Source organism: Brevirhabdus pacifica (assembly GCF_002797755.1).
GTDB classification, from domain to species: Bacteria; Pseudomonadota; Alphaproteobacteria; order Rhodobacterales; family Rhodobacteraceae; genus Brevirhabdus; species Brevirhabdus pacifica.
The window spans coordinates 99,768-117,707 of record NZ_PGFI01000011.1 but is presented as its reverse complement, the minus strand read 5'-3'; the positions used below and the strand labels follow the sequence as shown (position 1 = coordinate 117,707).

General features: G+C 67.0%; 13 protein-coding genes. 8 read left to right on the top strand and 5 right to left on the bottom strand.

The window, feature by feature from the left end:
* Positions 1–10: 10 nt before the first annotated feature.
* Complete coding sequence (locus tag CLV77_RS00755; protein WP_076979697.1) at positions 11–1,981, bottom strand: AMP-binding protein; 1,971 nt, start codon at positions 1,979–1,981, stop codon at positions 11–13.
* Between the two features lie 206 nt (positions 1,982–2,187).
* On the opposite strand from CLV77_RS00755, the gene CLV77_RS00750 reads away from it, so the two are divergent.
* The 3 genes from CLV77_RS00750 to CLV77_RS00740 all read left to right on the top strand — a co-directional run bounded on the left by CLV77_RS00750 (position 2,188) and on the right by CLV77_RS00740 (position 5,757).
* On the top strand, positions 2,188–4,185 hold the full coding sequence (locus CLV77_RS00750) for a hybrid sensor histidine kinase/response regulator (RefSeq protein ID WP_076979698.1): 1,998 nt from the start codon (positions 2,188–2,190) through the stop codon (positions 4,183–4,185).
* A complete protein-coding gene (locus CLV77_RS00745) occupies positions 4,185–4,886 on the top strand; it encodes a response regulator transcription factor (RefSeq protein WP_076979699.1) in 702 nt (233 codons plus the stop codon). The genes CLV77_RS00750 and CLV77_RS00745 overlap by 1 nt, the downstream gene beginning before the upstream one ends.
* Positions 4,887–5,127: 241 nt before the next feature.
* Positions 5,128–5,757 carry a hypothetical protein gene (locus tag CLV77_RS00740; RefSeq protein ID WP_076979700.1) on the top strand — a complete coding sequence of 210 codons (630 nt, stop codon included), beginning with the start codon at positions 5,128–5,130 and terminating at the stop codon, positions 5,755–5,757.
* Between the two features lie 182 nt (positions 5,758–5,939).
* Here the strand turns inward: CLV77_RS00740 and CLV77_RS00735 are convergent, their stop codons facing one another.
* Positions 5,940–6,203: a DUF7218 family protein gene (locus tag CLV77_RS00735; protein ID WP_076979701.1), complete on the bottom strand. Its 264-nt coding sequence runs from the start codon at positions 6,201–6,203 to the stop codon at positions 5,940–5,942.
* A gap of 397 nt (positions 6,204–6,600) precedes the next feature.
* Here CLV77_RS00735 and CLV77_RS00730 point away from each other — a divergent pair, with 397 nt between their 5' ends.
* The 3 genes from CLV77_RS00730 (at position 6,601) to CLV77_RS00720 (ending at position 14,303) form a co-directional block, all read left to right on the top strand.
* Positions 6,601–7,617 carry a biliverdin-producing heme oxygenase gene (locus tag CLV77_RS00730; protein ID WP_114351061.1) on the top strand — a complete coding sequence of 339 codons (1,017 nt, stop codon included), beginning with the start codon at positions 6,601–6,603 and terminating at the stop codon, positions 7,615–7,617.
* Positions 7,618–7,758: 141 nt separating this feature from the next.
* Entirely contained in the window at positions 7,759–9,645 is a 1,887-nt protein-coding gene (locus CLV77_RS00725) for an autotransporter assembly complex protein TamA (protein WP_236860981.1), read from the top strand.
* Positions 9,645–14,303: a translocation/assembly module TamB domain-containing protein gene (locus CLV77_RS00720; RefSeq protein WP_076979703.1), complete on the top strand. Its 4,659-nt coding sequence runs from the start codon at positions 9,645–9,647 to the stop codon at positions 14,301–14,303. Before CLV77_RS00725 ends, CLV77_RS00720 begins: the two co-directional genes overlap by 1 nt.
* 120 nt (positions 14,304–14,423) lie before the next feature.
* Here CLV77_RS00720 and CLV77_RS16475 read toward each other — a convergent pair whose 3' ends face one another.
* Positions 14,424–14,702, bottom strand: a complete 279-nt coding sequence (locus CLV77_RS16475; RefSeq protein WP_158086731.1) for a hypothetical protein — start codon at positions 14,700–14,702, stop codon at positions 14,424–14,426.
* On the opposite strand from CLV77_RS16475, the gene CLV77_RS00715 reads away from it, so the two are divergent.
* Positions 14,692–15,402 (top strand): PRC-barrel domain-containing protein, encoded by a 711-nt coding sequence (locus CLV77_RS00715; RefSeq protein ID WP_158086732.1) that lies wholly within the window; start codon positions 14,692–14,694, stop codon positions 15,400–15,402. The two genes, CLV77_RS16475 and CLV77_RS00715, sit on opposite strands and share 11 nt — an antisense overlap.
* Before the next feature lie 23 nt (positions 15,403–15,425).
* Here the strand turns inward: CLV77_RS00715 and CLV77_RS00710 are convergent, their stop codons facing one another.
* Both CLV77_RS00710 and CLV77_RS00705 read right to left on the bottom strand, forming a co-directional pair.
* On the bottom strand, positions 15,426–16,166 hold the full coding sequence (locus tag CLV77_RS00710) for a gamma-glutamyl-gamma-aminobutyrate hydrolase family protein (RefSeq protein WP_076979705.1): 741 nt from the start codon (positions 16,164–16,166) through the stop codon (positions 15,426–15,428).
* Positions 16,163–17,143 (bottom strand): amidoligase family protein, encoded by a 981-nt coding sequence (locus CLV77_RS00705; RefSeq protein ID WP_076979706.1) that lies wholly within the window; start codon positions 17,141–17,143, stop codon positions 16,163–16,165. Before CLV77_RS00705 ends, CLV77_RS00710 begins: the two co-directional genes overlap by 4 nt.
* Before the next feature lie 205 nt (positions 17,144–17,348).
* Between CLV77_RS00705 and CLV77_RS00700 the strand changes: the two genes are divergently transcribed.
* Positions 17,349–17,900, top strand: a complete 552-nt coding sequence (locus CLV77_RS00700; protein WP_076979707.1) for a hypothetical protein — start codon at positions 17,349–17,351, stop codon at positions 17,898–17,900.
* The last annotated feature ends 40 nt before the right edge of the window (positions 17,901–17,940 follow it).

The following is a 17,940-nucleotide window of genomic DNA, read 5'->3' as shown; positions in this document are numbered from 1 at the left end:
CGGGCCCGGCTCATTCCGCGGCCATCCGGCCGCCCGACGGGAAGGTCACCGCGTCCTGCAGGTTAAGCGTGGCGCGGATCGCGCCCTTGCGGCCGTCCTCATAGGTCACCTCGGTCTCGGTCGTGATCTGCTCGGCGCCGTCGTAGAGGCCCGCGATCAGGTCGGCGAACTTTTCCTCGATGATGCGGCGGCGGACCTTGCGGGTGCGCGTCAGCTCTCCGTCGTCGGCGTCCAGTTCCTTGTGCAGCACCAGAAAGCGGTGAATCTGGCAGCCCGAGAGCATCTCGTCGCACGCGATGCTTTCGTTGACCTCGGCGACATGGGCGCCGACGGTCCGCAGAACCTCGGGGTGCTGGCTAAGCTCCTGGTAAGAGCCATAGGCCACGTTGTTACGCTCTGCCCAGTTGGCGACGGCGGTCAAGTCGATGTTGACGAAGGCGCAGCAATGATCGCGCCCCGAGCCGAAGACCACGGCCTCGAGGATGTTGGGATAGAACTTTAGCTTGTTCTCGACGTATTTCGGCGCGAACAGCGCGCCGCTGGCCATCTTGCCCACGTCCTTGGCCCGGTCGATGATGCGCAGATGGCCGGTGCCCTCCTCGACGAAACCGGCGTCCCCGGTGGCGACCCAGCCTTCGGGATCCTTGGTCGAGGCGGTGCTTTCGGCGTTCTTGTAGTATTCGACGAAGGTGCCCGGCGAGCGATAATAGACCTCACCGCTTTCGCCGATCTTCAGCTCGACCCCCGGTGAGGGCACGCCGACGGTGTCGGAACGGACCTCGGCATCGGGCTGCTGGGTGATGAAGACGCTGGCCTCGGTCTGGCCGTAGAGCTGTTTGAGGTTGATCCCCAGCGAGCGGTAGAAATCGAAGATCTCGGGGCCGATCGCCTCGCCGGCCGTATATCCGACCCGCACGCGGCTAAGGCCCAGCGTGTTCTTCAGCGGCCCGTAGATCAGCAGGTCATACATCCGATACGCCATCCGGTCCGCCGCGCTGACGGGCTTGCCGTCAAGAATGTCGGGGCCGACCTTGCGGGCGTGGGCCATCGCCTTTTCAAAGAGGTGCCGCTTTGCGGGGCTGGCATCCTCCATCCGGATCATGACGTTGGTCAGCTGGCTTTCGAAGACGCGGGGCGGGGCAAAATAATAGGTCGGCCCGATCTCGCGCAGGTCGGTCATCATGGTCTCGGCCGACTCGGGGCAGTTGACGCAGAAGCCGGTCCAGTAGGCCTGACCGATCGAGAAGATGAAATCGCCCACCCAAGCCATCGGCAGGTAGGCCAGCACATCCTCGCGGCAGTCCAAGTGATCGAACTCGGACGAGGCGCGCGAGGTCTCGATGATGTTGCGGTTCGACAGCACAACGCCCTTGGGCTTGCCGGTGGTGCCCGAGGTGTAAAGCATCACGCATTTGCGGTCGTAATCCAGCGCGGCGGTGCGGCGGTCCAGCTCGGGTCCGTGCAGCGCCTCGGCGGCGCGGCCTTTTTCCATCAGGTCGGACAGCGCGTGCAGGGCACCGTGGTCGTATTTGCGAAGGCCGCGCGCATCCAGGTAGATCACGCGCTCCAGCTCGGGCAGGCGATCCCGGATCTCGGCCACCTTGTCGACCTGCTCCTGGTCGCCGGCGATGACGAAGCGCGCGCCGCAATGCTCCAGCACATAGGCCAGCTCTTCGGCGTTGGCGTCGTTGTAGAGGGGAACGGGCACGGCGCCCGTGCTCTGGATCGCGACGATGGCCATATAAAGCTGTGGGCGGTTGCGGCCGATGATCGCCACGTGGTCACCCTCGGCCACGCCCAAGGTCATCAGGCCCAGCCCCTGGTCGCGCACGTCGTCGGCGGCCTGCGCCCAGGTCCAGCTTTGCCAGATGCCGAATTCCTTTTCCCGATAGGCGGGGCGATCCGCGTATTCGGTGGCGTTGCGCGTCAGCAGCGCGGGTACGGATTGACAGGCGCCCGGGGGCGGTACGTCAGAAGCCAAATCTGTTCTCCTCCCTGCGCCGGCGCGGGGCCGGCGGTCGCGATCGCTTGTGCGATTCTTGCGCATTTTCAATCGTGACGCGAAATGGATGCAGGTCAAACATTTCCGCATTTTTTCGGAATTCTAACGAATTGTAACGGAGCGACCCGGGCTTTGCGCCGGGCACGATCCGGTGTTAGCGATCGGGTTACGCAGGAGATCGCTAGATGCCCATGACCCCAGCCGAGCGCGCGCGCCTGACCCAGGCCGGGCTGAACCTGATCCAGCAGGCGCTGACGATCTATGATGCCGACCTGCGGCTTGCGGTGTGCAATGCCCGCTTTGCCCGCATGTTCGACCTGCCCGATCATCTGGTCACCCCCGGCGCCCGCTTCGAGGACACGATCCGCTACCTGGCCGAGCGGGGCGAATACGGCCCCGTCAGGGACCCCGAAAGCTTTGTCGCCCTGCGCGTCACCCAGGCCCTGTCCTTCGTGCCCCACTATCTTGAACGCACACGCTCGAACGGGCAGGTCATCTCGATCGAGGGCAACCCTCTGCCCCAGGGCGGCTGGGTGACCGTCTATACCGACATCACCTCGGTCCACGAACAGGAGCAGCTTCTGCGCGGCCGCTCCGAGGAGTTGTCGGACCGGGTCCTCGAATATACCGAGCGCCTGAGCCAGACCAATCGCAAGCTCGCCGCCTCGATCACCGCACTGGAGGAGGCCAAGCGCGAGCTGACCGAGATGGAGGCCCGCACCCGCCTGACCGCCGAGATGATGCCCGCCCACATTGCCCGGCTGGACATGGAGGAATGTTATACCTACTCGAACCGGCGGCTGTCGTCGGTGCTGCCGCAAAGCCCGTCCGAAATCCTTGGCCTGCCGATCCGCGAGGCGCTGGGCAGCGAAGCCTATGAGGCGATCGGCCCCTACCTGGCCCGCGCCTATGCCGGCGAGGCCAATGTCTTCGAGTTTACCCACGAGCCTTCATCGCGCCGCATCCGCGCCGCCTTCACCCCCGACCGCGAGGGCGCCGAGACCGGCGGCGGCGAGGTGATTGGCGTCTACATCCTGTCGATGGACGTGACCCGCGAAATGCAGGCCCGCGCCGCCCTGGCCCAGACCCGGCGCCGCGAACTGGCGGCCCAGCTGACCAGCGGCATGGCCCATGACTTCGCCAACCTGCTGACCATCATCCTGGGGATGCAGAGCCGGCTGGAGGGGATGGACCTGCCGCCCGAGGCGAGCGAGTTGGTGGCCGCGACCCGCGCCGCGGTTCGGCGGGGCGGCAAGCTTCTGGACCGGATCGGCCGCATCTCGGGCCCGCGCGAAATCCGGCCCGTCGCGGTGGACCTTGGCGCCTTCCTTGCCGATCTGCGGACCATGGCCACGCCCTCGCTGCCGCCCGATGTGCGGTTCGATATCATCCATGACGGGCCATGGGCCGACCCCCTGCTTCTGGATCCGGACGCGCTGAACGATGCGCTGCTGAACCTGGTGCTGAATGCCCGCGATGCCGCCGGGCCAAGCGGCCGGATCACCCTTTCGGTGCGACCCGTCGCCAATACCTGGATCGACTTCGAGCTTCGGGACACCGGCCCCGGCTTCAGCCCCGAGGCGCTGAAACAGGCGATGGCGCCCTTCTACACCACCAAGGGCGGCGAGGGATCGGGACTGGGCCTGGCGATGGTCTACGACATTGCCAAGATGTGCGGCGGCAGCCTGCGCATCGCCAATGGCCCGGCGGAGGGGGCGACCGAGGGTGCGGCCCCCGGCGACACCGATGGTCCGGGCGCGCGAGTGATCCTGCGCCTGCCCCTGCGCGCCGCCAGCCTCGCACCGCCCGTCGGCATGGCCCTGCTGGTCGAGGACAATCCCGACATCCGCGACGCCGTGCGCCCGATGCTGACCGACGCGGGCTACTCGGTGATCGAGGCCGCCTCGGCCGACGAGGCGCTGGGCCTGGCCGAGCTGCCGGGGCTGAGCCTGGTGCTAAGCGATATTTCCCTGGAAGGGGCGCGCACCGGGCTGGATCTGGCGCAGGAGCTTGCGGCGCAGGCGGAGGGCCCGCCGGTCCTTCTGATGACCGCCCTGCCCGCCGGCGACCAGACACGCCAAAGGGCCGAGGCCGCATTTCGCCTGATCCCCAAGCCCTTCACCGCCGCCGAGCTGCTGGCCTTTCTGGCCGACGCGCCCGCCCCAATGACCGGAGACCGCTGATGCTTGCGCCGCTGATCGCCATCCTCGACGACGAACCGACCATCCGCGAGATGCTGGCGGAGGCGCTGGACAAGGCTGGATTCCGCACCGCCTGCTACGCCCGCGCGACCGAGTTCGAGGCCGCCCTGACCCGCGCGGTGCCCGATGTCTGCCTGGTGGACCTGGGCCTTCCGGACCGCGACGGGCTGGCGCTGGTGCACAGGCTGGCGCTGGAAAGCGGTGCGGTCATCATCATCATCTCGGGCCGGGCCCAGGTGCAGGACCGCGTGACAGGGCTGGAGCTGGGCGCCGACGACTATATCATCAAGCCCTTCGATCCGGCCGAGGTCGTGGCCCGCATCCGCGCCCGCCTGCGCCGCCCGCCCACCGCCGAGCGGCACCAGAACATCGCCGGTTTCGAAGGCTGGAGCGCGGATTTCGATCGATATGTTCTGCGTGCCGACGACGGGCGCGAGGTCGCCCTCAGCCATGCCGAGGGCGAGGTGCTTCGGCTGTTTCTCGAAAGCCCACGGCGCATGATCAGCCGCGCCCAGATGCAGGAAAGCCTGGGCGGCACGGCGGGCGAAAGCTTTGACCGGGCGATGGACGTGCGAATTTCGCGGCTGCGCACCAAGCTGGGAGAGGACCCGCGCAACCCACGGCTGATCAAGACCGTCTATGGTGCCGGCTACATCTTCCTGGGAAATGTCACCTGGGGCTGATGCCTTCAAGCTAAACGCCTACAATTTGGGCGAAAATCACCAAAGGTTCCAGCGCGGCAAAGCCGGCACGCACAACGTGTGCCGGACCCCTTTGTTCCATGAGATATTCGTGATGCCCGGACCGTCGATTTCATGCAACCCGATGCCCCTCGACGCAGTTGTCCCGACATAGCGCGCCACCAAAGGCGTCGCATGGCGTGCTCCAAGCGCGCCGATATGAAACGACTGAAGGAGTAACACTATGAAACGCATTCTGCTTGCCGCTGTAGCCGCCGCCCCCCTCATGATGGGTGCCGCACACGCATATACCGACGCGCCCCGCATGATGGTGGACAGCGTTGAAAACATTCTTGGTGAATTCAACTACGACATCCAGGCCGAAGTCCTGACCGACGCCCAGCTGTCGGCCATCTACCTCGCCGCCAACAACGGCCTGAGCGAGTCGGACATGCGCGCCGAGATCGAATCCGCGCTGGCCAGCGACATGGTCACCGGCGCCGAGGGCAACGCCTCGATCGCCGCTGTTCAGAACATCCTGGACCGCATGGGCTACGAAGTCGATGCCACCACCCTGTCGAACGAGCAGGTTGCCGCCATCTACCTCGCCGGCACCAGCGCCGACATGCAGTCCGACGCACGCTCGAAGGTCGCTTCGGCCCTGGGCGAAGGCGTTGTCGTGACCGGCACCGTCGTCACCGAGATGCCCAGCTACACCATGATGAGCGCCGTGCAGAACATCCTGGACCGTAACGGGTTCGAGATTGAAGCCTCGTCGCTGACCGAAGCTCAGGTCGCCCAGATCTACTTGGCCGGCACCAGCTCGAGCAGCGCCGCCGACAAGAAAACCAAGATCCAGGCCGCGCTTAACTAAGCAGGTCTGTATCACCCCGGCCCTTGTGGCCGGGGGGTTCATGGAAAGGGATCGTCCGAAAGGGCGGTCCCTTTTTTCGTGCAGGCATCCGCCGGCTGATGCGACCCCGGCCCCGAACACGAAAAATGCCCCCGTGAAACATCGCGGGGGCATTCGGGTCTGTCAGGCAGGTTGCTACGGGCTCAGTGGTTGCGCAAGGCGTCGATCAACTCGTCCTTGGTCATGTCCGAGCGGCCCTCGATCTCAAGCTCCTGTGCGCGCTCGTATAGGGCGTCCTTCGTCCATTCCTCGTAGGCGGCGGCGCGGCCGCCTTTCTCGGACGGGTGCTGGTCGGGATTTTCCTGCGCGTTCGAAATGCGCGCGGCCTTTTCCTTGGAATAGCCTTTGTCGCGCATGGCTTCGTAAGCTTCGTCATTCTTGACGGAGGATCCGTGGTCTTTGGTCATGCGGGAGATCCATATCTGAGGGGGTGGGGGTCGGCGGAACGCGGGGACAGGCGTTCCGCCGATGTGAAGAGTGGGCCCTGATATGGGATGGGAGGCCCAGGCAAAGAGGAATAATTTCTCTATTGCTCATCGACCGAACCCGGAAACGGGCAGTTGGTTCCGGGAAAATCGCGAAAAATTTCCCCTCTATCCGATTAAATTCGCCAAGCCCCTGTTTTCCGGCGCTTTCGCACTATCTCCGTTTGTATCGCGGATACCAAGTTTTCATAGCCTCTGGGTCCTATTCGGTTTACGTTCAGGGAAATGCATTGTTCCCCGGATGGACCGATCCCCGGTGCCGGCATGTTCGAATGCCCGAAGTGTAATGCTGTGCCCGCGATGATGATGAGGGGTTCGAATGTCCGACGATCCAAGGCGAGACTCGTTGCGCGATCATCTGCGCGAAGCGACCCGCCACGCCCACGATCGCCTTGACGCTGTCGTCTCACGTTTTGATCTGGGAACAAGTGCAGGCCTGGAGGCATTCGTCCGGCTGCAGCACGAGGGTTTCACCGCCCTGCGCGAGGGCATGACCCCCGACACCGTGCCGTTCGAGGCCGCGCCCACTCTCGAAGCCGATCTTCAACGCCATATCTCCTCTGCCCATACCTCGCTGAAATCCCTGGGCGCCGAGCAATCCGCAGATCAGGCATCCGACGCGCCGCAGATCGACCGGCTGGCGGTCGCCTACATGCTTTACGGCAGCCGCGCCGGTCTGAAACTTTTACGTCGCGAATGGGAAAAGGCCACCGACCTGCGGGTCCTGATGGCCGGCAGCGTATTCAACCAGCCGTCGACCTCGGCCGCATGGACCCACCTGCGCGACAGGTTGGAGCAGATCCCCGCGACCGACGCGCGCGCCCCTTCCATCGTTCACGACGCGATCTCTGCTTTCGAGATGTTCCACGACCTTGCCCTGCGCATATCGCGCGAACTGGCCGCCCCCGACGCGCAAGCGGGCAATGCCCAGGCTGATGCCGAAGGCGACGCCATCTTTGCCGGATCTGGCATGGTGGTCGAGGATGACGTCGTCATCGCGCTGGACACCTCGGACCTGCTGGAAAGCATGGGGGCCGGCAAGGTTCATTGCGCCTCCACCGTGCACCAAGCCCGCCAGATCATGGAAAAGGCCGACATCGGTTACGCCGTGCTGGACGTGAACCTGCGGGGCGAAACATCGGCCGCGCTGGCCCATTCGCTGCGCGCGGCGCGGGTGCCTTACGTCCTTGCCTCGGGCGAGGGCGACGGCTCCCAGATCGACGGTTATCCCGATTCGGTGATCGTCGCGAAACCCTACGATGTCTCGACCCTGCGTCGGGGCCTCGAGGCGGCGGTGGGCAAAATGCGCACCTCGGCTGCAACGCCCGCAGACTGACTGCGCAAGCCGCCGCCGATCACGGGGGATTTCGTGGAATCTTCTCCGGGTGTCGGCTAGTCTTTGCCGAAACGATCGGGCTGTCGAAGGTGCGGCCCATGTGGCAGGCAGTCTGTGACAGGCAGGTGGGGTGACTTCAGAATGATCGGTGGAATTTCCCGGACGCGGGCATCGCGGGGCGCGGCACCCATCGGCCTGCCGTGCCAGGCCCGCACGGCTGTCCACGCGGCCGCCCGGACGGCCGCGCGCACGGTGGTCATGCTGACGACCCTTCTATTGGCGGCGCCGGCCTGGGCCTTTTCGGTCGATCTGAACCTGACCCGTGACGATTTCGAAGGCGCCGTCGACCTGCGCGAGGGTCTGCGCGCGGCCTCGCTGTCCTACGCCGCCGAGCGCGACAAGCTCGACACTTCGCAAGAGATCATCGCCGCCGCCCGGGCCGATTACAGCCGCCTGCTGGGCGTGCTTTACGCCGCCGGGCGCTATGGCCCCGTCATCCGCATCAGCGTCGATGGCCGCGAAGCCGCCGGGATCCCGCCCCTGAACCCGCCCACGCAGGTGGAGCGTGTGGACATCCGCGTCGATCCCGGCGCGCTTTTCCGCTTTTCGCGGGCAACCATCGCGCCGCTGGCCCCCGGCACCGAGCTTCCGGACGGCTACCGGGTAGGAGAGCCCGCCCCCAGCGGCACGATCCGCGACGCCGCCGGCGCCGGTGTCGATGGCTGGCGCAACGCGGGCCACGCCAAGGCCGACCTGGCGGGCCAGAAGATCGTGGCCGACCACGCCAAGGCGCGCATCGCCTCTGACATCGCCCTTGCCCCCGGCCCGCGCGTGACCTTCGGAAACCTGGTCGTGAAGACCGGCAGCGCCGTGCGTGAGCGGCGGCTGCGCACCATCGCCCAGATCCCTACGGGCGAGGTCTATGATCCGAAGGCGCTGGAGATGTCCGCGAACCGCCTGCGACGCACCGGGGCCTTCCGCTCGGTCGTCCTGCGCGAGGCCGATGTCCTGGGGCCTGGCAACACGATGGACGTGGGCCTGTCGGTGGTGGACGAAAAGCCCCGCCGCCTTGGGTTCGGGGCCGAGATCGCGTCGACCGAGGGGATCACGCTGTCGACCTTCTGGCTTCATCGCAACCTTCTTGGCGGGGCCGAGCGGCTGCGCCTTGAGGCAGAGGTCAGCGGCTTGGGCGGCGAGACGGCCGGCACCGACTATCACCTGCGTAGCCGGTTCAAGCGGCCCGCCACCTTCAATGTCGACACGGACCTGACGGTCCTGACCGAGATCGAGCAGCTGGACGAGCCGCTGTTCTTCTCGCGGCAGGTCAACCTCGAGGTCGGTGTCAGCCGCATCTACTCCGAGGAAATCACCGCCGAGGCCGCCATCGCCTATCGTTACGCCGACGTGCGCGACGGGCTGGGCGAGCGCGAGTTCCAGCACCTGACCCTTCCTCTACAAGTCATCTGGGACCGGCGTGATGACCGGCTGAACCCCACCGAGGGCACCTACCTCAAGGCCCGGGTGATGCCCTACCTGGGGCTGGACGGCAGCGCCTCGGGCGGGCGGATCACAGGGGACGCGCGCACCTACCTGGGCTTTGGCAAGGACGATCGTTTTGTGGTCGCCGGGCGGCTTCAATTCGGCTCGATCGTAGGATCGGGCATCGCCGAGACCCCGCCGGACCTTCTGTTCCTGTCGGGCGGTGGCGGCACCGTGCGCGGACAGCCCTACCAGTCGCTGGGCGTCAACACCGCCGGCACGCGCACCGGCGGACGTTCGTTCCTGGGCCTTTCGGGGGAATTCCGCGCCGGCGTGACCGAGAAGATCCAGGCCGTCGCCTTCTATGACGCGGGCTTCATCGGGCCGGACAGCTGGATCGGCGATACGGGCAACTGGCACGCCGGGGCCGGGCTTGGCCTGCGCTACAACACCGGCATCGGCCCCGTCCGCCTGGACGTGGCGCGGGCGGTGTCGGGCAATACCGGCGACGGGTTCCAGATCTACGTGGGCATAGGGCAGGCATTCTGATGCGCCGTTTCTTGTATCTTGCGATTTTCGCCCTTCTGCTGGCGGTTCAGGCCCCGCCCCAGGCGCTTGCCCAGACCGAGGCCGAGACAACCTCGGACAAGGGCTGGCTGACCCGCACGCTGGAGGATCTTTTGTCCGGCGCCGGCCGCGAGATCCGCCTTGAGGGGTTTCGCGGCGCACTCAGTTCGCGCGCCACCGTCGACCGGATCACCATCGCCGACGACGAAGGTGTGTGGCTGACCATCAACGACGCGGTGCTTGGGCTGAACCGTTCGGGCCTGCTGACCGGTCGCGTCGACATAACCGAGCTTTCCGCCCGCGAGATCCTGCTGCCGCGCCTTCCGGCGAGCGAGGGGACCTCGCCCGAGGCGCCGACATTCGCCCTGCCCGAGATCCCCGTCAGCGTGGTGATCGAGAAGATCGCCGCCGACCGGGTCGAGCTGGGCGAGGAGGTGGCCGGCATTGCCGCCGCGTTGAGCGTGGCGGGCAAGCTGTCGCTGATCGACGGCGAGGGACAGGCCGATCTGGAGATCCAGCGCCTGGACGGGCCTCAGGGCCGGTTCTCGTTGCAGGCGGGCTATTCCAACAAGACCACGCGGCTTGCACTGGCCCTGGATCTGGAAGAGGCCGCCGACGGTCTGGCCGCGAACCTGCTGGAGCTGCCGGGGCGCCCCTCAGTCCGCCTGTCGATCAATGGCGACGATCCCATCGCCGAGTTCCGCGCCGACCTGGTGCTGGAGACCGACGGCGTCGAGCGGCTGGCCGGTTCGGTCGCGCTGGGGTCTGAACGCGACCCGAACATGCCGGCGCCGGAAAACGGCCTGCAACCGCCGCCCACCCGGACCCTGCGGGCCGACATCTCGGGCGACCTCGCACCGGTCTTCACCCCCGAATACGGCGCCTTCTTCGGTGACCAGGTGTCCCTGAAATTCTTCGCCCGCCGCTTTGCCGACGGGCGGGTCAAGGTCGAGGAACTGGCCGTCGACGCCGCCGCCGTGCGCGTCAAGGGAGAGTTGGGCCTGGCCGCCGACGGCCTGCCCGAGGCGTTCCGTCTGGACCTGCAGCTGGGCAATGCCGATGGCACCCCCGTCCTTTTGCCCCTGCCCGGCGAGATCGAAACGCGGCTGGGCAAGGCCGACCTTCTGGCCACGTTCGACGGCTCCGAAGGGGACCGCTGGTCCCTTGCCGGCACGGTCGAGGGGTTCGACCGCCCCGAGATCCGCGTCGCCCGCATGAAGCTGGACGGCGGCGGCGTGATCCAACGCGGATCGACCCGGCAGGTCACGGCCAAGGTCGACATCTCGGCCCAAGGCGTCAGCCCGACCGATCCCGGCCTTGCCCAGGCCCTGGGCGAGACGGTGGACCTCTCCACGAAGATGACCTGGCGCGACGGCGTGCCCCTGCGGATCGAGGCGCTTCAGGTCCAGACCCAAGGCCTGGACCTGGTCGCCGACGGCACGGTTGACGGTTTCGGCACCAATTTCGCCCTGAAGGGCAAGGCCAAGCTGGATGTTCTGGACCTTGGCCGCCTGTCCACCCTGACCGGCCAGGAACTGGGCGGCCGGATGGAGGCCAACCTGACCGGCGACGCGCAGCTTCTGACCGGTGCCTTCGACCTGATCCTGGACGCGCGGGCGGTGGATCTGAGCATCTCGAACCCGCAGGTCGACCAGCTTCTGGAGGGCAAGAGCGAGCTGCGCATCTCGGCCCTGCGCAACGAAAAGGGCCTGACCCTGCGCTCGGCCACGGTGGTGACCAAGGCGGTGGATGCCTCGGCCACGGGGCGGATTGCCACCAACGACAGCGAGGTTGAATTCGCGGTCAAGCTCGACGATCTGGCGCGCTACCTGCCCGAGCTTTCGGGCCCCGTCGCCCTGACCGGGCGCGGGCGCCAGGACAAGACCGGCTGGACTATCGACCTGGATGCGACCGCGCCCGACGACGCGCGTGCCGACATGCTGATCAGCCTGCCGAAATCCGGCAATCCGATCCGGATCACCGGGCTCGACGCCTCATTCCGCGGGATCGAGCTGAAGGGCGAGGCGACCGTCGATCGCACCGAGACCGACACGCTTGTCACCACCGACGCCCGCCTTGTCATCGCCGATCTGGGCCGCGTCTCGGACATCGCGGGGCGGCCGCTGTCGGGCAGCCTCGATGCACAGCTCGACGCCTCGGGCGCGCTGAAGGCGGGCACCTTCCGGGTAAAGCTGGACGCCGACGGGCAGGACCTGGGCATCGGCATCGACCGGGTGGACGAGCTGATCGGTGGCAGCAGCACCGTGCGCGTGACCGCCCAGCGCACCGAAAAGGGCCTTGAGATCGAGCGCGCGCTGATCGAGACGAAATCCCTGCGCGTTACCGCCAGCGGCGAGTTGACCGACGTCGGCAGCAGCGTCGAGTTCGACGCCCAGCTTGACGACGCCCGGCGGGTGGCCCCCGGCCTTTCGGGACCCGCACGCGTTGCCGGCAAGGCGGTCGAGACCGGCAGCGGATGGCGCCTGGACGTGAATGGCACCGCCCCCGAGGGCGCCCGCGCCGACCTGGTCGTCACCGCGCCCAAGGACGCCAAGCTGATCAAGGTCGAGACGCTGGACGCCAGCTTCAGGGGCATCACCCTGACCGGCAGCGGCACCGTGGACCGGTCGGACGAGAACCTGCGCCTGGCCGGTCAGGCGCGCCTGCGGGCGCCGTCGCTTGCCCCGCTGACGGACATCGTGGGGCGGCCCATCCGCGGCGCGCTGGATGCCGACATCGTGGGTTCGGCCGACCGCAATGCCGGCACGTTCGAGGCCGAGGTTTCGGCCAAGGCCAACTCGGTCGCCGTGGGCATACCCCAGGTGGATCAGCTTCTGCGCGGTCCCGCCACGCTGGAGGTTTCCGCCAGCAAGTCCGAGGCCGGGCTGACCATCCGTCGCGCAGAACTTCAATCCTCGGCTCTGCGCGCGCAGGCCAGTGGCACCTTGACCGAAGAAGGCTCGACCATCGACTTCGACGCGCGGCTCGATGACCTGTCGCGCTTTGTTCCGGGCTTTGGCGGCCCGGCGCAGGTGCAGGGCACCGCTCGCCAGACCCCCGCCGGCATCGTTGTGACGGCCAATGGCACCGGCCCCGACCGCACCGCCGTTCAACTAAGCGCGACCCTGCCCGCGGGCGGCGGCGACATTTCGGCCCGGATCGCCGCCAGCATCGGCGACCTCGGTCGGCTTGTGCCCGACCTGCCCGGCCCGGCCTCGGTCCGCATGGACCTGCGCCAGTCGGGCAAACTTTATGTGCTGGACGGCACCGCCAACGGCCCCTCGGGGACCACCGTGCGGTTCGACGGCAATGTCGCCGCCGATCTCAGCCGGGCGGCGATCGATCTTAACGGCTCTGCGCCGCTGGGCTTGCTGAACCGCCGCCTGGCCCCCCGCTCGATCCGGGGCATCGCGGCCTTCGACCTGCGGCTCGACGGGCCGCTGGCCCTGTCGTCTCTTTCGGGGGGTATCAGCGTCGCGGGCGCCAGCGTGGCGCTGCCGAACCTGCGCAACTCGCTCTCCGGGCTGGACATCACCGCACAGCTATCGGGCTCAACCGCCCGCATCGCGGCCACGGCGGCGGTCGGCAGCGGCGGCTCTCTGGGCGTTGCCGGCACCCTGGGGCTTGAGGGCGGTCTGCCCGCTGACCTGACGGTCAACCTGAACAGCGTCGGCATCGTCGATCCGAACCTCTACACCACCTCGGCCAACGGCACCCTGCGCGTGACCGGGCCGCTGGCGGGGGGCGGGCGGATCGCCGGCACGGTCGTGCTGGACGAGGTGGAGCTTCGCGTGCCCTCCTCGGGCTTTGGCGGGACCGAACCGCTTCCGGACATGGTGCATTTGAACGAACCTGCGGACGTACGTGCGACCCGCGGGCGCGCGGGTCTTCTGAGTGATGGCAACGGCGACGGGAATGGCGGGGGCGGCGGTGCTGCGTCCAGCGCCCTATCGCTGGACGTCCTGATCATCGCCGACAACCGCATCTTCGTGCGCGGACGCGGTCTGGATGCCGAACTCGGTGGCCGGCTGCGGATCACCGGAACCACCAACGATGTGATCCCCGTCGGCCAGTTCGAGCTGGTGCGCGGCCGTCTTGACCTGCTGGGCCAGCGGCTGACCCTGGACACCGGCATCATCCGCCTCGAAGGCAATTTCGAGCCGCGCCTGAGGCTCATTGCCTCCACCAATGTCGAAGGCACGACCGTGCGCATCGTGGTGGAGGGCGCGGTCTCCTCGCCCGAGATCAGCTTCCTCTCCGAGCCCGAGCTGCCCGAGGACGAGGTGCTGTCGCGGCTTCTCTTCGGCAAGGATGTGACATCGCTTTCGGCCATCCAGGCCGCACAGCTGGCCTCGGCCGTGGCGACACTGGCGGGGCGTGGCGGCGTCGGCATCATCAGCCGCATCCGCGACCGGACGGGCCTGGACGATCTTGATGTCACGACGTCCGAGGAGGGGAACGTCGGCGTTCGCGCGGGCAAATACCTGTCCGAGAACGTCTATACCGACGTGACCGTCGACAGCGGTGGCGAGGCCGAAATCAACCTCAACCTCGACATTTCCCCCTCGGTCACGGTGAAAGGCGGCATCGATTCCGAGGGGCAGACCGGCGTCGGCATCTTCTTCGAGCGGGATTACTGACGGAATTACTGACCGGGCCGGTAGGGCGCGCGCAGCATCCGCCATGCACAAAGAAAAACGGATCCCCGAGGGGATCCGCTTTCCGCACCTTAAAACGTGGCCTCCGGCCCGGCAGGTCTGTTAACAGACCTGGTCGTCACCCCCGGCGACAGCACGCTTGGCGTGCTCTTGGGGGCGAAGCTGATGGCGGGGCTCGGTCCGGCCGAACAGCGGAAAGCTGATCACGCCGAGCAGGGCCAAACCTGACAAGATGCCAATGAACGATCCGGCTTCCATTTCCCAAACTCCACTATACTCGATTTCACCGGACCAACCCGGATCAACACGATATGGTTCCATGGAACCGGCCGGAAATTGCGGGCTTTTGTCCCTGGAGGACCCAATCATGATGACACCCATTTCCAAGCTGATCGCCCTTGAGGCGGACGTCGACGGCGAGCGTCTGGCGATTAACGAGATCTTCTTCGACAGCTCCAGCGGCGCGCTGCGCCACTTGGCCCTGCATGTCGATGACTGGATCAGCGGATCCGAGGCGCTGGTGCCCACCGATTTCGTCGAGCGGCCGCGCCCGCAGGACGGTCTGTGGCCCGTGAACGTGGACCGCGACACGGTCGAGCAGGCCCCACGCTGGAGCCACGAGGATACCGAGCAGCACGACGACGCAGGCTCTATCTTCGATCTCAGCAACTGGCCGCCGCTGATTGTCGGTCCATTCGGCGGCACCTATGCGCCGATGCTGCTTCAGGCACAGCTGGCCGACGAAGGTGTCACCAATTCCCCCGGCACGGCCGAGCGGGAGCTGGTCGATCCCGACAGCGACCCCGCCCTTCTGCGCGGGCTGGCCCGGGCCTCGGAATGGCTGGGGCGCGAGGCCTTCGGCGATGACGGGATGCTGGGCACGATCGCCGACCTGCTGGTCGATACCGAGGCGTTCCGGGTGACCCACCTGGTCCTGCGCACCGCCGACGCGGGCGAGCGGGCGGTGCCCCTGTCCCGCTTCCGCTACACCGCCAAGGGCGGCAGCCACGCTGTGTTGAGCGGCGGTATCGCGGGCCTTGCCCAGGAACCCACGCCCGAAAGCCTGACGGGCAGCACCTGAGCCCACGCGCGCGGGCCTGCGGGTTAGCGCGCGTTCGCCCCGGCCAGTCCCGCCTCCATCGCGGCGATCTGGTCGCGCTGGAGGCGGTGGGCGCGTGCGGCCTCCACCAAGGCCGCGAAGATCAGGCGGTGGCGGCGGCGATAGAAGAGGTGCTCGGGGTGCCACTGGACGCCCATGGCGAAGGGGTCGGCGATCCGCTCGACCGCCTGGACCATGCCACGCTCGTCCCGGGCGGCGACCCGAAGGCCACGGCCCAACTCCTCTACCGCTTGGGAATGCAGGGCGTTCACCTGCATCGGCTCCTGCCCCGATATGCGGGCAAGCTGGGTGTCGGCGCAGATCTCGACCCGCTTGCGCGGCAGGATGGTGTAGACCCGTTCCCCGGACCAGTAGGTGCCGTAGGCGTCCTGGTCCAGCGTCCCGCCCAGCGCGATGTTGAGCATCTGTGCCCCACGGCAGATCCCCAGAACCGGCACGTTCAGCGCCAGCGCCTGCTCGATCAGGCCGCGCTCCAGCGTGTCGCGGTCCGGGTCCAGCCGCGCCGAAGTGACAATGTGACCGCCGTAGAGGTCGGGCGAGATGTCGTCGCCACCGCCGATGACCACGCCATCGACCGCCGCCACGTTGGCCGGGCTGCCCGCTTGCCAGCGTAAGGCACGGCCCCCGGCCAGCCAGATGTTGAATGCGATGAGGGGAAAGATCCGCCAGCCCGAACGCTGGGAAACCGTGACCCCGACCACGGGTCGGGAGGATGCTGGCCTCATGCCCGCACACCCCCGGTATCGGACTGGGGACCGGATCCCAGCGGTGCCGCCAGAAGATGCGCCACCGCCTGGGCCCAGTCCTTGCGCCTGTCGAAGACCGAGGCACGATGCGCCTGCCAGGCCGCCGACAGCGCCGAGATCAAGGCAGGGTTCGCGGCGACCCGCTCGACGATGACCCAGCTGTTCCATTCGCGCGCGAGGGTCCAGTCGACCTCGTCCACGCGGCTTTCGGGCAAACGGTAGTGATAGGTGGGGCGGGCGCCGACGTTGTCGGGCAGCTTGTCCTTGAGGCCCATGCCCCCGCCCCCTTCCTCGTCCACGTGCAGAAACAGGGGCAGCATGTCCAATGAATGGTTCCGGCTACGGGTCTCGGCCAGGTAAGCGTCGATCAGCTCGTCCCAACCCCAGGACGCCGCCTCGTCCACGCTCAGCCGGTCGACCAGCCCGGGGGGCCACGGCTCGATAAACGGAAGCAGGCGCCTTGCCTCGGTCAGGTTCTCGTTCTGGCGCAACCAGTCTTCCATCAGGGCGAACGCGCGGACCACGGGCACCACGTCGGCGGCGTCCAGGCTGGGCACCTCAGGATTCAGGTGAAGGCCATAACCATGCATGAACCCCTCGCGCGTGCCGGTGGCGCCCCGTTCGCGCAAAGCATCGAACAGCGCTTCGATCCGGTCGAAATCCTGCGGATCGACCGGGTCGGTCACCAGCTCCAGAGGGATCAGGTCACCCGCCAGCCGCAATCCGGCCTGCATCAGTGCACCACCCTTCTTGCGCAGGGCGACATCGCGGAAAATACGCACCTCGCCCAGCGCCGTGCCCTCGACCCGCCATTCTAGATGGCCCACATCCCGGGCCGTACCACCTAGGCAGGACATGACGCATCGGGCCACACTTTCGGGCTCGAGATCGGCGAACTCGACCTCTATGCCGACCTTGCGGGGCCTGCCGGCACGGGTATCGGGACGGGGCAGCATAAATGTGCCTTCGCCATCCAATATGCCTCGCCAATGGCTCGAGTCGGCTGTATACTTGTCAATATTAATGCTCATGATCGGCCAACGTCAGCCGACCCGGCAGGTTCCGCGCTTTCCTTGGTGGGAAAGATGGAACTTCGGGCGGCACATGCACGTTTATTGCTCAACGGCACCGAGTGAGCGTGCTACAGGACAGGAGTTCCACGTGATACATGCGATCGCCATTCTTATTGCAAGCACGGTACCGTCGGCGGCCAACGCCGTTTCGGTGGCGCAGCTTGACGGGAATGCGCACGGGTATTGCGCCACCTGTCCTGAATCTATTTCCGAAGGCTCTGTCGCGGCACTGACCGCCACGGGCGTCCCGGGGGTTGTTCCCGCCGGGGCCGAGCCTTTCGACCCCGCCATGCCGACCTTCGGCAGCATGACCCCCGAGCAGATCCGCGCCTACGAGGCCGAGATGCACGAGACCGCCTCCCTGCCCCAGGGTGTTGACCTGCGGGGCGCGCCGGTCTTCGACCGCGCCGACGACCCCATCGGCCATATTGCCGAGGTCGAGTCCCGTCAGGACGGCACCATCCTCAGCGCGCTGGTGATGATCGAAGACAGCAGCAAACCCGCCTATACCGTGCGCATGGAGGCCGAGCAGCTGACCATCGTGCTGGGCGAGGAGCCGCAGGCCTTCGAGGTTTTCCTGGACCTGCACCGCGACGCGCTGCTGCAGATCGATCCGCAGCCGCTGCCGCCTGCCCGCTGAACCCCGTGAGGGGCCTCTGACCAAGATTGCAAAAGCCGCC